Raw genomic sequence first — 15,040 nt, 5'->3', positions numbered from 1 at the left:
AACAAGGTACCAGTGACGTTGCGAGCTTTGCTAACTCCATAAGTGGTTTTCATGTTCACCTTCCTGATATTCCGATCTAGCAACCTAAACTATGGCAGCGACATACCTATAAGCTAATACAATTTTTGCAGTTTGTATCTGATACAGCAGAAAAAAACAGCAACAGCCGCCCATAAAAATGGAGGTTACCGACCTGGGAACTGCTTGGTCGGTAACCCCCTAAAATGGTTTGGGTTAACTTAAGGTCAAATCAAAGTGTTATTTGACGTCTTGAGCCATCCCGCTGCTTGGCATAGGCTGCGCCTTAATGGGTAGCACAGGCTCTAACTCCAGCTTCTGCTTGAGGTAATTCAGCGCCTTGTTCAGCTGTGCATCCTCGCCCTTAAAGGTGGCATGTGGCAGGTTATCGACCTCGATATCTGGGCTAATGCCGCGGCCTTCCACTATCCAGCGTCCGTCCATGGCGTACTGAGGGTACTCGGCAACCCGCGCCATCCCTTTATCGGTCAGCGAGTTACGACCCGAGAGCCAGACGCCGGCCCCGGCGGTCTGCTTACCGATGAGCGGTGCCAGACCTAACGCCTTAATACCGGCAGAGAAGGTTTCGCCATCTGAATAGGTCAGCTGATCGGTCAGTACCACCAGATGACCACGGAAGGTCTGCTGCATGTTAGTGTTCGGTGTGCCCTGGGTTGGCTGCCAGAACATCCAGGCGCGGCGCAGCAGTTTCTCTATGATCCAGCTGTCGATGTTGCCGCCACGGTTGCGGCGCACATCGATAATCAGACCCTTCTTCTCTATGTTGGCGTAGAACTCGCGAGCAAAGTTGGCGATATCGCCCGAGCCCATGGCATACAGGTGCAGATAACCTATCTCGCCGCCTGCCGCCTTAGCCACCTTCTGGTTATTGTTGTTGACCCAGTCCAGGTATCTCAGCTTGGCATCGACGCGGTTTGCCACCGGCAGTACGATTGTCTTGAAGCTGTTGCGATCACGCTTGAGGGTCAGCAGCACCTGCTTGTCCGCCTGATTGCGCAGATGGCGGGCCACATCGGCAACGTTTGCAACCGGCTTGCCGTTGATCGCCAGGATGATGTCGCCCACCTTGGCATCGACATCGACTCTGGCCAGTGGCGAAGCCTGCTGCGGCAACTCGGCATCGTTTTGATAGATATGGGCTATCTCGACCCCTTGCTTGGTCTGTAACAGGCGAGCACCTAAGTTAGCGCCCTGAGGCTGATTAGGATCTAGCGGCAGATCGCCGCCGCGCACCTGAGAGTGCAAGGCATCGAGCTCGCCCATCATCTGCATGAAGATATCGTTCAGTTCGTGACGGTCGGTCAGTCTGGCCAGCAACGGCTGATACTTGGCCTTGGTCGCCTGCCAGTCGAGGCCGCGCATCTTTTTGTCGAAGAAGGAATCTCTGTGCATCAGCCAGGCATCTTCAAACATCTGCTGCCACTCGAGCTGCGGCGAGATCGCCAGTTGCCACTGCTCTGTCTGTACCTTGGCATGGGCAAGATCTTTGGGCAGCGATTCGCCCGCATCGACGATCAGCATCTCCGCGCCGCCTTTGCTGTGGCGGCGCAGGAAGAGCTTGCTGTCATCGCCAGAGAGCGCATAGCTGGCCACATCTTCGCTGAAGATTTCCACCTTGGGGCCGAGGGGATCAAACTTGACCCACATCAGATTTGGAGCCTGGGCGCCATCGACAGAATTTGCCAGCATGTAAAGCCCCTTCTCTGTCACCTGTAGCTGGCTGTAATTACCAGAGGCGACTGGCACCTGCCACAGGCGCTTACTGAGCCCCTGCCACTGAACCTGTGTCTTGGCTGGCTTTTTAGCCGCTTCTTCCTCTTTGGCCGCTGGCTGATTTAACTCGTTTGGCTTGCTGAAGGGGAATACCGCTTTGGGCGTCAGCGCCAGGGCGAAGATCTGCCCGCGCTTGTCAAAAACCGGCCCCATGTTGCGATCGCCCCAAGGCGAGGTTGGGGTGGCATTAAACTCACGGTTAGAGATGAAATAGAGCCACTGACCATCATCGCTAAAGGCTGGCGAGAAAGACTCATACTTGTCGCTGGTCAGCGCCTCGGCTCTCTCCTCTTCCAGAGAATAGAGCACTATCTGTGGTCTTAGCTGACCTCGTTCATCCTTGGTGACGGCGATGAAGCGGCTATCGTTCGACCAGACCACATCGCCATAGGGGCCGAGTCCCTGACCATTGGTCAATATCTTGCTGTTGCGCCCCTTCTTGAGATCCAAGAGCCAGAGGTCGCCGTTGTAATCATCGTGGGCAATGTAGCGACCATCGGGTGAGAGGCTCAGCGCCATACGCAGGGCCTTGCCATCTTGGGTGAGCTGTTTAGCCTCATCGCTGCCATCTGCGCTATAGCGCCAGATCTCCTGCTCGCCCGAGGCGTCGCTGATCCCATAGACCCACTTGCCATCGGGGCTCATCACAGCGCCGCGAACCCGGTAGTCTCCAGGCAGGGCCAGCTCAACCAGACGCGAGCCATCTGTGCCCGCCAGTGCCACATGGCTGCGGGCAGTGATCACCACCTTGTCGCCGCTGGGCGCCAGGCTGGTGGAGGTGGCATATTTCATCGGCTTGTTGACCCAGTGCTCACGGCGCTCAGGAAAATCTGAGGTCAGGTGGATATCCAGGGTCGACACCTGATTGCTGGCGATATCATAGAGCTTGATGTCAGCGCCCTGCTGGAACACCACGCGTCCCTGCTCGAGGCGGGCGCCGCGTACCTGCCAGTCACTAAACTGGGTAAGCTGATGCAGGTCTTTGCCATCTAAGGTCATGGACCAGATATTATCGTTACCGCTGCTGTCGCTGACGAAATAGAGACGGTCCTGCCACAACATGGGCTGGCGCACCGAGCCTTCATGCTCGGCGGTTAAAGGCTGAGCCTCCTGGTCACTGCCAAGCTTATAGCGCCACAGCTCTCCCTTGGCGCCGCCGCGATACACCTTGGCGTTATCGCCGGTGGCTTGCAGACCGAAGCGGGTAAAGTAGACATATTCACCGGCGTTATCCACCACGCCTTCGATGGCATCGGCCAGCGGCAGATCTTGGGTGGTCAGGCTCTTAGGGTCGACGCTGCGTAGCACCCAATAGTTAGCGGGGCCGAAGGCATTATCGGTGGCGTAGAGCACCTTTCCATCTGGCGTCCAGCCCTGCACCCGCACGCGGCTGTTTTCGAAACTGACTCGCTTGGCGACGCCGCCCTGTATGGGCATCACATAGACCTCGCTCGCCCCTTCATAGTTGGCGACAAAGGCAAGCTGCTTGCCATCGTTTGAGATGGCGGCGCCTAGCTCCTGCGCCGGCAGGCTGGTAAGCCTTCTCGCTTGGGCATCGCCTAACTGCTGAATCCAGAGATCCCCTTCTGCGGTAAATACCAAGGTATCGCCATGAATCGCAGGCGAGCGGTAGTAGCCGACGTTCTGCGCATTGGTAGCGAGATGTTCAACTCTTGGGTTGTCGGCTTGAGCGGCAAAAAGTGGTGCGGAAGAAGCGGTGCCCAAGGCGATTGCGCAGCAGGCAAACAGGTGAGAGAGTTTCATAAAGCGCCCATAATTAAGTCGGATTTATTCTTATGGGGCAACAAGGTAGCAAACTTTCCTTAAATCTACAGTAATTTGTGGCTAAAGAAGTATTAGCAAATGTGTACAACTATACTTAGGCCAAAATTCCTTCTATCTCGGATGGCTATGGGACAGGATATCGACACTAAGGTAACAAAAAAGGCGCCAGCCTCTAGCGAACAGAGTCAGCGCATCGCCCAGTTTCTGGCGAGCCAACCCAAGGCGCTGGCGGCAAGCTTCAGTCAGGCACAACTCGAGGCGATAGATAACGCCTTGCAGGGACGCAGCTGGCAGCGACACGCCATAGACAGCCGAGGCACCTTCTCCATCCCCTTTATCCCATGGCGTTTCTACTATGTGATGCTGCTGGGGCGCAACCGCCGGGCATTCACCCGGCGCGAGAAACGTCTCTCCAGCCTGGCGCTGTTTGGCGTCATCATCGTCTTTATCCTGATCAGCCTGAGCCTGGGATTACTCCTCATCTATCTGCTGAAATCGGCGTTGGGGATAGATCTGTTCGAGGGGCACTCGCTGGGGATCTGGGATGCGGTAAAATCTTGGTTTGAATAACAAAACGGGGCACTAAGGCCCCGTTTTCAATGCTATTGATTCAGTTACTGTCACTCTTTGGTCTGCCGGTGAGCCTTAATCTGCTTCACTAACGCTTGCCACTGCGCATGCTGGGGATGGCTGTTATCTTCCAGCCTTGGACGCTCCTTGAGCAGTCTCTGGTACAGGGTATCGGCATCACTCCACAGCTTGCTATCGACCAGCTGCTGCAGATGGTTCACCGCCTGAATATCCGATATCACCGCCTTGGCCTGAGTCGCTGCCTTTGCATCTGTTGCTGTATCCAGATCAGCAGCACCGACTTGCTGCGCCGTTAACGATTCGAGCTCGCCTTGGCCATCGGCCTGGCTCTCTGTTTTCAGATCAACAGGCGCTTTACGCGCCATCATAGTCACGGCTTGAGGGCTTGCCAGCTCGGCATCTGCTGCATCAGCCTGGGCACTCGGGCCCTGCTGCACTTTCGGCTCTTTCTGAACGCTCGGCCCTTGCTGCACTTTCGGCTCTTGCTGCTCAGGCGGCGCTGCCATGCGCATCGCCTGCGGCTCGCTGACTAGCATGGGCCGGACTTGATCGTTTATGGGCGTGGGCCCATTGAGGTTCAGCAGCAAGAGGCTAGATAACAGCAGCACTGAGGCGGCCGATGACAACGGCCAGCGATAGCGACGCCAGAAGCTGACCTGAATAACATTGGCTGCCCCGCTCTGCTCGCTTTCGCCAGCATGTTCACTTAAGCGTTGCTGGGCCATCGCCAGGATACGGGCATCCAGCTCTGTTGATGGCTGCTCTGTGGCCTTAGCCAGATAGAGCGCCTTTAGCTCGGCATCCGAGAGCATTTTATCGTTTTCATCTGACATTAGACTGCTCCTGCCATTTTTTGTTGCACACAGGCCTTGAGCGCCTGATTAGCATAACGAATTCGACTCTTAGTGGCCTCCATGCCAACCCCGGCGATCTCTCCTATCGCCGCCGCGGTAAATCCCATCTCCACATTCAGCAGAAAGGCTTCTTTCTGCACATGGGGCAGAAGGCTGATGCAATGCTTTAAGATCAAGGCTTTCTGCTCATTCTCGAGCCGACCTTCCGGGCCGCTCTCATCGCTGGGGATGACTGCCTCCAGGGGCTGCTCCTCGCCTGCCGGGTCGCTTAGGCTGTCCACAGGTTTCAGCGCCCTGACATGATCGATCAGCAAGTTATGGGCGATGCGATAGAGCCAGGTCGTAAACTTGGCGCGCTGCTCATAGCCTGCGGCGGCCTTAATCACCCGGCTCCAGGTCTCTTGATAGAGATCTTCGGCCAAGGCACTGTCGCCTAGTTGACGCTTGAAATAGCGATACAGGCCACCCTTGTGTTTATGATAAAGCTGCTCAAAGGCACCTTGATCTCCCTGTGCGTATTGCGCCATCAGGGTTTGATCACTATCTGCAGTTACTTCAGATACCTGTTCCACGCTGGGACTCCCTCATACCGACTCCTCGAGCGGCGTTAAACTCATGCAATAGCTGAGTCTGCATCCCTCGACGGGGTTTGTCCATGCTTTGGCAACAAGTTGCTTCGCTTTTCAGCAATTTACAGGTATCTATTCGGGCAAGTCGCGACGCCTAGGACGAAATGTGCTCTGGGCTTCATCCTAGCCTTTCATCCCAACCATTAGGTAAAGCGCCCTTCACAGCTATAGACGTTAGGGAAATGAAAAAGGGTTAAACATCAGTTAAAAAAGGAATGCAGTAAAAATGATCAGAAAAATGAATCAGAGATGAGCAAGAGATAGGCGAGAGATGAGATAAAAAACGCCACCCGAATGGATGGCGTCTCAGGCTGATGAGGTCCCTTTATACAGGCATTAAGCAGCCATTAGGCAGGCATTAAGCAGCCATTAGGCAGGCATTAAGCGTTAGCCAGCTTCTCTTGTAGCTTGGCATCTTTTGCCTGTACGGCTTCAGCCGACTTGGCGCGCTCTTCTTTTACCGCAAGTGCCAGGGCGTCATCGCCAACGGCCAACATCTGCGCCGCCAGGTAACCCGCGTTCTTCGCACCCGCACTGCCGATAGCTACGGTAGCCACAGGCACACCGCCAGGCATCATCACTGTCGATAGTAGAGCGTCGTGGCCCTGTAGTGGACCGCAATCTACTGGCACACCGATAACCGGACGAGTGGTGATACCGGCTACGGCACCTGCCAGGTGAGCCGCCAGACCCGCCGCGCAGATAAAGACCTTACAACCACGCTCTTCGGCATCGTGAACGTAAGCGTGGGTCGCTGCAGGCGTACGGTGCGCCGAGGTCACCTTGGCTTCGTATTGAATACCGAAAGTTTTAAGTACATCTAAGGTGGCTTGCATTGTTGGGAGATCAGAATCCGATCCCATGAGTACGGCAACAAATGGCTTAGTCATCTTTTATCCTTTTTGTAGGGTAAGGCTATTGTTTTGCGCGCATTATAGTCATTTTTAAATGCAGATAACAGTGATCGCCTGGATTAACCCAAGTAGCGCAAAAAGGCTTAAGCAGCATTGACTTAGCCTCAAAATAACCGCCAGTTATTGTGCGCTGATAAAAACAGTGAGTTCTTGAGTTTAAGATAGGCAATATTTCGAGGAACAAAGAGGGAATAACGGCCCCGAGGAGGCACATGAAGGAGGCACATTAACGACACGGCATGTACCTTATTTGGGCCTCGCCTGCAGCTTTAAAAACTGACGAAGCCCACTCCTAGGGTTAACCGAAGAAGAGACGCCACAACCAGGAGGAGTCTAGGTCTTCCTGACAGCTGCGGTACTGGGCGGCATAACGCTTGGAGCGCTTGTCGACCTTATCGGCCACCTTGATCAGCCAAGGCTTCTGCCTGTAGGTACCACGCTTATAACCGCCCCACCCCTCGTGATAGTTGAGATATTGGTTGCGGGCATCCCACTTGGAGACCCCGTTGATCTTGTGGGTCTTGTAGATAAACCAGCCCATGAAATCCATGGCATCGTCGAAGTTGCTGCGGCTCGACCAGGAGTTGCCCGTCTCGCGCACATAGTCATCCCAGGTCAGCGTCTTAGCCTGGGCGTAGCCATAGGCGTCACTGGCACGGCCGATGGGGATAAAGCCCAAGAAGTACTCCATCGGCGGCGCCGCGTTGTGTTTAAATGAGCTTTCCTGATACATCATGGCCAGGGGCACATGTACCGGCACGCCCCACTTCTCGCGGGTATCGACCGCGGCCTCATACCAGTCTCGATTCTCTTGATAGATGGCGCAGAGGTTTTCAGGATCCTCTGGCGGTGAGGTGGCGCAGCCCCCCAATGACAGGAAGCTAACGGCAAGTAAGGCTAAGGAAATCTTTCTCATCAACAGACCGAAAACATTAAACACATTGGGCTAGTTTCACATCCTTGCTGTAGAGAAGCAATCACCAGGCGGCAAATTTACCCCATGCTATCAATCCATTAGTTTGATTCGTTGAGGAACTCACACTCATGAGACTCCTGGGCCCACACCACGGGTTGCCAGTAGTCGGTATCCAGGCCGCGATAGATCTTGTCCTGATTAAACTGAGCCGCCAGGTGATAGCGCTGATTCGCCTCGAGATGCAGCGTCAGCGTCTTGGTCTGGCGCGCCGCGAGTTTCACCTTGAGTCGCGGCGAGTCGATGAGTTCGGCCAGGGTGAATTGATATTCCCCCGGCGCGAGACGATAGTTGGGCCTTGAGATCACAGGCTTACCGTTGAGATGGGTCACCACGGCGCGGTACAAGCCCTGAGACTCATCCGGCATCTGATAGCCAGACACGGTCGCGCACAGCGACTCGTTGCCGGGCCCGGAAGCGCAGCCCGACAGCATAGACAGTGTCAGCAGACCAATTGCGATGCCAAAGCCTCGGCCGAAACCTGAGCAAATAGCGCGAGCCTTCATGCTTACACCACTTGCTCTACCGGCGCGGGTGCCTCGGCAAAATAGTCGGCAAGATACTGCTCGAAGTCCTGCACTGATTCCGCCTCGAGCTTGGCCTGGGCCGCCAAGGATTTCTCGGCCGCCGCCTCATAGGCCGCCTCAACCTCATGCGTCAGCGGATACTCACGCAGGGCATGGTAATAGTCTTTCGCCAGGGATTTCACCCACTGGCTATGATCTATCCCCTCGGCCAATAGTGCCGACATCACGCAACCAGACAGCGTCTTGGCCGGATCCCGCACCGCCTCGAGCCAATGAGCCAGGCTGTCTTGATAAGCCTGCCCCTCACCATCGAGCAGCTTAGCCAAGGTGCTTAACTCCCCAAACAGAGACTCGAGCCAGGCCTTTAGCGTTACTTGCTCGCCCCCACGATTAAGGGTCAATCCAGGCTCACGACCACGGGTGATCACCTTACTTAGGTTAGCGCCAATGGCGGCCTCATCTGTCGCATCGCTCTTTGGCGATGGCGTCAATAGGCAGTGCAGCAGGAAGAGGTCCAGGAAACGTACCTGATCGGCATCTATCCCCACAGGGCTGAAGGGGTTGACGTCCAGTGCACGCACCTCTATATATTCGACCCCAGCGCGGGCCAAGGCCTGAGAGGGTTTCTCGCCGGCGAGGGTTACCCGCTTAGCCCGAATGGGCGAGTAGAACTCATTCTCTATCTGTAGCACGTTGGCATTTAACTGACGGAACTCACCGTCGACCTTGACGCCGATCTTCTCGAAATGAGCCGATGGCATCTTAATCGCCGCGTTGATCCCCTCGAGGTACTCAGCCAGAGAGTTGTAGCTGATGTTGAGCCGCTCCTGCTCCTTGTTGGTGTAACCCAGATCGCTCATGCGCAGCGAGGTGGCATAGGGCAGATAGAGGGTACCTTTACCTAACTTCTCGAAGGCGAGATCAGTTTGTTGATCTTTGATGAAGGAGCCACACAGCGCCGGCGAGGCACCAAACAGATATGGCAATACCCAAACCAAACGGCGGTAGTTACGGATCAATCCAAAATAGGATTCAGAGATGAAATCGCCTTTGCTCAGGCGTTTATCCGCCCCTTGATAGAGCAGCTCCCACAGGGCATCGGATACGGAAAAATTAAAGTGCACGCCAGAGATGATCTGCATCTGGGCGCCATAGCGATAGGTGAGGCCTTTGCGGTACAAACGCTTTAGCTGCCCTGTGTTGGAGCTACCATAATCGGCGATAGGGATATCGGCCACATCGCCGACATAACAGGGCATGCTCACCGGCCAGAGTTGCTGCAGGCCTAGGTGCCTTACCGAAAAGGCGTGGGTCTGGGTGAGATCCGTCAGCAAGGCTGAGATATCTTGATAGACAGGGGTGATAAACTCTAACAGGGATTCGCTGTAGTCTGTGGTGATCCGCGAATGGGTCAGAGCCGAGCCGAGTGCCTTAGGATGTTTATCCATGGCCAGATGACCATTTGGCTCAATACGCAATGCTTCGCGCTCTATACCTCGTTGCATACCTGCCAGTGCGGCGCTTCCCTGCTCGTTGTCGAGTAGGCCTATCACTTCATCGAAAGAGTTCAAATTCTTCGTCTCTCATTGCTTCAACCGTTTGCCTTGCAAGTCAGACCTGCAAAAAGCGCGTTTGCTTTCGCCATCACCACAAAATAGCCGCTGTGCTAGATCCTTGGCAAGGGAAAAAATAAAGCGGTGAGCAGAGTTAATGCTCACCGCTAGGGCCTATATTGGGGCGCAAGCTACAGATTACAACTGCAAATTTTTCACCTGGTAGCCCAGGGCTTTAATCTCCTGTTCGATCTTCGCCCTGTCGCCGACAATCAGCACTATCATCTTGTCCAGGTTCAGCTTCTCCTTCGCCAACTGGTTCAGCTCATCCTTGCCAACGGCCTTGATGATATCGGCCTGCTGCTGGGTGTAATCGGCGGCAAGCTTGTAGCGCTGGATCTTACGCATGAAGCCCGCCTTCTGGTATGGCGTCTCATAATCCAGTGCCTGCCCCTGAGAGATAGAGCTGCGCAGGAAGGCCAGTTCCTTGTCTGTCATCCCCTCAGCCTGATAGGCGTTGATCTCCTTGGCAAACTCAGTGAGCGCCTTGGCGGTGACATCGCTGCGCACGCTGGCCGAAGCCTCGAACAAACCAAGCTCGCTGCCCCCGCTGAAGTAACTGCGGGCACCATAGGTGTAGCCCTTGTCTTCACGCAGATTGAGGTTGATGCGGCTGTTAAAGGCACCGCCCAGTGGATAGTTCATCAGGTAAGACTTGAAGAACTCGCCGGTGGCATCATAGGGCATGGCGCGCTTACCTATCTTAATAACCGACTGAGCCGCGCCCGGCTTGTCCAGGATATAGACGGTGCCGGCATCGAGGGCTGGCATGGCGGCCAAACTTGGCAATGGCGTCGCCTCCCCTTGCCACTGAGCCAGCCCCTTCAGCTTAGGCATCAGCTGGGCCTTAGACAGGTTAGTCACGGCCACTATCTGGGCGTTACCAGCGCGGAACTGCTTGTTGTAGAAGGCTTTGACATCGTCCAGGGTCAACTGAGACACGCTGGCGGGCGTGCCCATCTCACTCACCCCAAGGGCGGTGTCTTTGCCGTAGAGTAAGGCATCGAACTGACTGTCGGCAACATAGTTAGGGTCCGACTGCATGTGCTGCAAGCTCTGCAGGTGTTGCTGCTGCACACGGGCAAAATCGCTCTCTTTAAAGCCAGGATAGAACAGTTTCTCCTCGACGATCGCCAGGGTCTCATCCAGATGCGAGGTCAGGGCCGAGACCTTGATGTAGCTCTGATAGATGCTGCTGCCGAAACTGACGCTGCTACCGAGCATCTCCAGCGCCTGGGCCAGCTCTTCTGTGCTGCGCTTGTCGCTGGATTCGTTCAGCATGGCCGCGGTCAGACCGGCTAAACCCGCCTGCTTCACGTCGGCCAGACGATGGCCGCCGTTAAGATAGATGAGCAGCTCGACGGTTGGGGTCTCGTCGCTCTCTGTGCCCATCACCTCTATGCCGTTAGCCAGCTTATCTGTCCACAGGCTTGGCGCCGTGATAACAGGTGCCTGCTGGGCGCCCGGCATCACGCTGCGATCGAAGCTGCTACCAGCCTTGGCCACATCAACCATGCCGGTCACGGCCTCGGCGGCCACCCGCGGAGCAGGCGCCACAAAATTATCTTCATGGGCGATCAGCTGCTGTTGCCCCTGAGGCACCACACTCATCACCACAGACGGCTTGCCCTTGATGTAGGTGTTAAACACCCGCATCACATCTTCCTTGGTGACGTTGGCATAGCGCTTAAGATCGTGGGCAATCATGTCGGGATTACCGAAGAAGGTCTGATTCAAGGCCAGGGTCGATACCTTGCCCTTGACGCTCTGCAGGCCGAAGATGGTGTTTGCCTCAAACTGCACCTTCACCTTCTGCAGGTCGTCATCTGTCACGCCGCGCTGTTCAAACTCGGCGATAGACTCGCGAATACGACGCTCGACATCCGCCAGCTGACCACCTCTGGCAGGGTTCGCCAGGGCATAGATAGAGAACTGACAGGCCAGCTCCTGACAAGGATGGCTCACGCCGGCCTGCACAGCATAGCCATCCTTCACCAGGTTCTTGTACACCAGCGAGGTAGGTCCGCCGCCGATGATGTTGGCCAGCAGATCAAGCGCCGCCTCATCTTCGTGGCTGGCGTAAACGGTTGGAAATGCCATGCGCAGCAGCGGCAGGTGCACCCTGTCTTCCATGGAGATATAGCGGGTCTTATCTAAAGTGACTAGCGTCTTGGCCTCGGGCTTCACCTCAGGGCCTCTTGGGATCTCACCGAAATATTTGTTCACCCAGGCCAGGGTCTGCATCTCGTCGAAATCGCCGCCTATGGTGAGTGTGGCGTTGTTCGGGCCGTACCAACGCTGGAAGAAGTGTTTCACGTCATCGAGCTGGGCACGATTGAGATCCTCGGGCCAGCCGATGACAGGCCAGGAATACTGATGCCCGCTGGGGTAGAAGGCCTGATTGAAGCGCTCGTTCATACGGCCATAGGGCTGATTGTCGATACGCTGGGCGCGCTCGTTCTTCACCGTCTCGCGCTGCACCTCGAACTTGTTGTCTGTCAGCGCGGGCAAGAAGTACCCCATGCGATCCGACTCCAGCCAGAGCATCTTCTCTAGCTGATTGCTGGGCACAGTCTCGAAATAGTTGGTGCGGTCTGTGTTGGTGGTGCCGTTAAGTGTGCCACCGGCTTCGGTTACCGTCTTGAAGTGCTGCTCGTCGCCCACATGCTCTGAGCCCTGGAACATCATGTGCTCAAACAGGTGCGCAAATCCAGAGCGTCCTGGCAGCTCTCTTGCCGAGCCCACATGATAGGTGACATCCACATGCACCAGAGGATCGGAATGATCCTGATGCAGTATCACCGTCAGGCCATTGGCCAATTGATATTTCTTGTAGGGAATGCCGACGCCCGACTCGGCCAGGGCCACATTTTCGATCAGCGAAACGCCCTGGGGCAGCGCCACGTTTGCCGGTGCGTTGGCACAGGCGCTTAGCGCGGCCGAGATTGCCGCAGCCAATATCCATTTTTTCATTCTTTACTCCTATTTGAAACAGTGAGGCCAGCCTTTATCGAGACAGCTTTTGCCAAAATAAGTTCGTCCCAAAAGACCACACCGCTTACGACCAATGTAACGCCAACGCCGCAACCAGCAGATAGCGCACTCCTTTCCCTATAAAAATCATTATGCTGGACTTGACCAGTGGCATCCTGAGCCAGCCTGCCAGCAGGCATAAGATATCGCCGATGAGGGGCGTCCAGGCGAGCAGCAGGCTCCAGTAGCCATAACGCTCGATGAGCCGCAGCCCATGGCGATAACGGCCGCTGGCCATCTCCTCGGGCGTCTTGGCGAAACGCCCCAGGGCGCCAAGATAGTAACTGGTCAGAGACCCTAAGGTATTGCCCAGGGTCGCCATGACCACTAGGGAGACCCAGGTCTCGGGCGCCTGATTGATCAGCGCCGCCAGCAGTACCTCAGATCCACCCGGTAACAAGGTGGCGGCTAAAAAGGCGCCGCTAAAGATCAACCATAACGCCGTCATGATCCCTTACCTAATGAAAAAAAGTAAATTTTTATGTGTGCTGTTTTCAAGGTGATCATGTTACCTAAAAGTAAAAATTTAATCTTATTAAAACAAACTCTTATATCACAATAAGTTATAACAAAATCGCTTTGGTAAGCAAGGCATCGGCCAGATACAATATCTGGCTCACTCGCTAAGGTTGAAATACCTGGATGGCTCATGCTAGAACAAGCAATTCATTTTTGATTCGAAACGCCATCCACAATAACGACTTAATAAATTTGGAATAGATCCCATGTGGCAAACAATTAAACAGATCCCCTTTTGGCAGAAGGTTCTCGCCGGTTTCATCTTAGGGGTTGGCCTGGGCGTTGTCCTGGGCGAGCAGGCAACCCAACTCAAGCCGCTGGGCGACCTCTTTATAGCGGCAATCAAGATGTTGGTTGCGCCGCTGATCTTCTGCGCCATCGTCGTCAGCATCACCTCTCTGGGTAATGATGTTAGCCTCAAGCGCCTGAGTATCAAGACCCTGGCCATGTTCATGCTGACCGGCACCATAGCCTCACTCATCGGCCTGACGATCGGGTCGCTGATCGACATGGGGGGCTCGCTGGAGCTGGCCACCACAGAGGTGCGCGAACGTAACGTGCCAGGCTTTGCCCAGGTACTGCTGGACATGATCCCGGTCAATCCTTTTGCCTCCCTGGCCGAAGGCAAGGTGCTACAGATCATCGTCTTCGCCGCCTTAGTCGGTATCGCCATCAACAAGATTGGCGACAAGGCCGAGCCGCTCAAGCGCACCATAGAAGCGGGCGCCGAGGTGATGTTCCAGCTGACCCGCATGGTACTGCAACTGACGCCTATCGGTGTATTCGGCCTGATGGCCTGGGTAGTAGGTGAATATGGCCTATCAACCCTATTGCCGCTGGGCAAGTTTATCGGCGCCATCTATATCGCCGCGCTGATCCACATGATCTTCGTCTATGGCGGCCTGGTCAGATTCGGCGCCGGCCTGAGCGCGGTGCAGTTCTTCAGAAAGGCGATGCCAGCCCAGCTGGTTGCCTTCACCACGGCGTCTAGCTTCGGCACCCTGCCCGCCAGCACCCGCGCCACTGAGACCATGGGCGTATCGAAGAAATATGGCGCCTTCGTGCTGCCACTAGGCGCCACCATGAACATGGACGGCTGTGGCGGTATCTACCCGGCCATCGCGGCCATCTTCATCGCGCAGATCTATGGTATCCCGCTGGAGATGACCGACTACATGCTGATCGCCGTTACCGCCACTGTGGCCTCTGTGGGAACGGCAGGCGTACCCGGTAGCGCCATGGTGATGCTCTCTGTCACCCTGGGCGTGGTAGGTTTGCCCCTTGAAGGCATAGCCTTTATCGCCTCAATCGACAGGGTGATCGACATGATACGTACCGCGACTAACGTAACCGGCGACATGATGACGGCCGTGGTGGTGGGCAAGTCAGAGGGTCAGCTCGACCAGGAGCAGTTCTATCGCAACGAAGAGAGCGACGCCCCTGAGGTTGCCAGCTAATCTCAGTTCTACCCAATAAAAAAGAAGCCGCTTAATGCGGCTTTTTTATTGCTAATTGCTTGTTAAATTTGAAATAGTAAGTTTAAATCATATATTAACTGCACCCAGCAATAAGGTATCAATTAACCGCCATGGCTCGCCTGTTTTTACTGCCAATCATCTTAAGTTTGTTCTGGGCGCTGTTTCTCTATCTCAACGGCGTGCCACTGAAACAAGGCAAGAAGGGCTTTATCTATATCATAGCGATCAGCGCTACCCTCATGCTCTCACTCGGCTTTCTGCTCTGGCTCACCGCAGGGCAAAACCTGCGCGGTTAACACAATATCAGTCGCC

At 55.3% G+C, this 15,040-nt stretch carries 12 protein-coding genes; 3 read left to right on the top strand and 9 right to left on the bottom strand.

The genetic code is table 11. The features are described 5' to 3' along the window. Window positions 1–258 precede the first annotated feature (258 nt). Entirely contained in the window at window positions 259–3,576 is a 3,318-nt protein-coding gene (locus K0H80_RS06190; RefSeq protein WP_220073438.1) for a S41 family peptidase, read from the bottom strand. Window positions 3,577–3,723: 147 nt separating this feature from the next. Here K0H80_RS06190 and K0H80_RS06185 point away from each other — a divergent pair, with 147 nt between their 5' ends. Then, window positions 3,724–4,167: a hypothetical protein gene (locus tag K0H80_RS06185; RefSeq protein ID WP_258406187.1), complete on the top strand. Its 444-nt coding sequence runs from the start codon at window positions 3,724–3,726 to the stop codon at window positions 4,165–4,167. A 50-nt stretch (window positions 4,168–4,217) separates the two neighbouring features. Here K0H80_RS06185 and K0H80_RS06180 read toward each other — a convergent pair whose 3' ends face one another. From K0H80_RS06180 to K0H80_RS06145, 8 genes are all read right to left on the bottom strand, one after another. Next, window positions 4,218–5,021 carry a hypothetical protein gene (locus tag K0H80_RS06180; protein WP_220073436.1) on the bottom strand — a complete coding sequence of 268 codons (804 nt, stop codon included), beginning with the start codon at window positions 5,019–5,021 and terminating at the stop codon, window positions 4,218–4,220. After that, window positions 5,021–5,569 (bottom strand): sigma-70 family RNA polymerase sigma factor, encoded by a 549-nt coding sequence (locus tag K0H80_RS06175; RefSeq protein WP_220073924.1) that lies wholly within the window; start codon window positions 5,567–5,569, stop codon window positions 5,021–5,023. The genes K0H80_RS06180 and K0H80_RS06175 overlap by 1 nt, the downstream gene beginning before the upstream one ends. A 482-nt stretch (window positions 5,570–6,051) precedes the next feature. After that, window positions 6,052–6,561 carry a 5-(carboxyamino)imidazole ribonucleotide mutase gene (gene purE, locus K0H80_RS06170; RefSeq protein ID WP_041510500.1) on the bottom strand — a complete coding sequence of 170 codons (510 nt, stop codon included), beginning with the start codon at window positions 6,559–6,561 and terminating at the stop codon, window positions 6,052–6,054. A gap of 322 nt (window positions 6,562–6,883) precedes the next feature. Continuing rightward, entirely contained in the window at window positions 6,884–7,501 is a 618-nt protein-coding gene (locus K0H80_RS06165) for a transglycosylase SLT domain-containing protein (RefSeq protein ID WP_011865031.1), read from the bottom strand. Window positions 7,502–7,599: 98 nt separating this feature from the next. Next, on the bottom strand, window positions 7,600–8,064 hold the full coding sequence (locus tag K0H80_RS06160) for a hypothetical protein (protein WP_220073435.1): 465 nt from the start codon (window positions 8,062–8,064) through the stop codon (window positions 7,600–7,602). Window positions 8,065–8,066: 2 nt separating this feature from the next. Beyond that, window positions 8,067–9,656, bottom strand: coding sequence for a glutamate--cysteine ligase (gshA, locus tag K0H80_RS06155; RefSeq protein WP_220073434.1), 1,590 nt, complete (start codon window positions 9,654–9,656; stop codon window positions 8,067–8,069). 180 nt (window positions 9,657–9,836) lie between these two features. Then, window positions 9,837–12,671 (bottom strand): M16 family metallopeptidase, encoded by a 2,835-nt coding sequence (locus K0H80_RS06150; RefSeq protein WP_220073433.1) that lies wholly within the window; start codon window positions 12,669–12,671, stop codon window positions 9,837–9,839. Between the two features lie 85 nt (window positions 12,672–12,756). Continuing rightward, window positions 12,757–13,179: a YqaA family protein gene (locus K0H80_RS06145; protein WP_220073432.1), complete on the bottom strand. Its 423-nt coding sequence runs from the start codon at window positions 13,177–13,179 to the stop codon at window positions 12,757–12,759. A 277-nt stretch (window positions 13,180–13,456) separates the two neighbouring features. Here K0H80_RS06145 and K0H80_RS06140 point away from each other — a divergent pair, with 277 nt between their 5' ends. Together K0H80_RS06140 and K0H80_RS06135 are read left to right on the top strand one after the other, a co-directional pair. Then, window positions 13,457–14,707 (top strand): dicarboxylate/amino acid:cation symporter, encoded by a 1,251-nt coding sequence (locus tag K0H80_RS06140; protein WP_220073431.1) that lies wholly within the window; start codon window positions 13,457–13,459, stop codon window positions 14,705–14,707. Between the two features lie 131 nt (window positions 14,708–14,838). Continuing rightward, window positions 14,839–15,024: a hypothetical protein gene (locus K0H80_RS06135; RefSeq protein WP_011865025.1), complete on the top strand. Its 186-nt coding sequence runs from the start codon at window positions 14,839–14,841 to the stop codon at window positions 15,022–15,024. Window positions 15,025–15,040: the final 16 nt, after the last annotated feature.

This window comes from Shewanella aegiceratis, assembly GCF_019457495.1.
Classification (GTDB): domain Bacteria; phylum Pseudomonadota; class Gammaproteobacteria; order Enterobacterales; family Shewanellaceae; genus Shewanella; species Shewanella loihica.
Note: the sequence above shows the minus strand (reverse complement) of the source record. Positions and strands in the feature narration are given on the sequence as shown.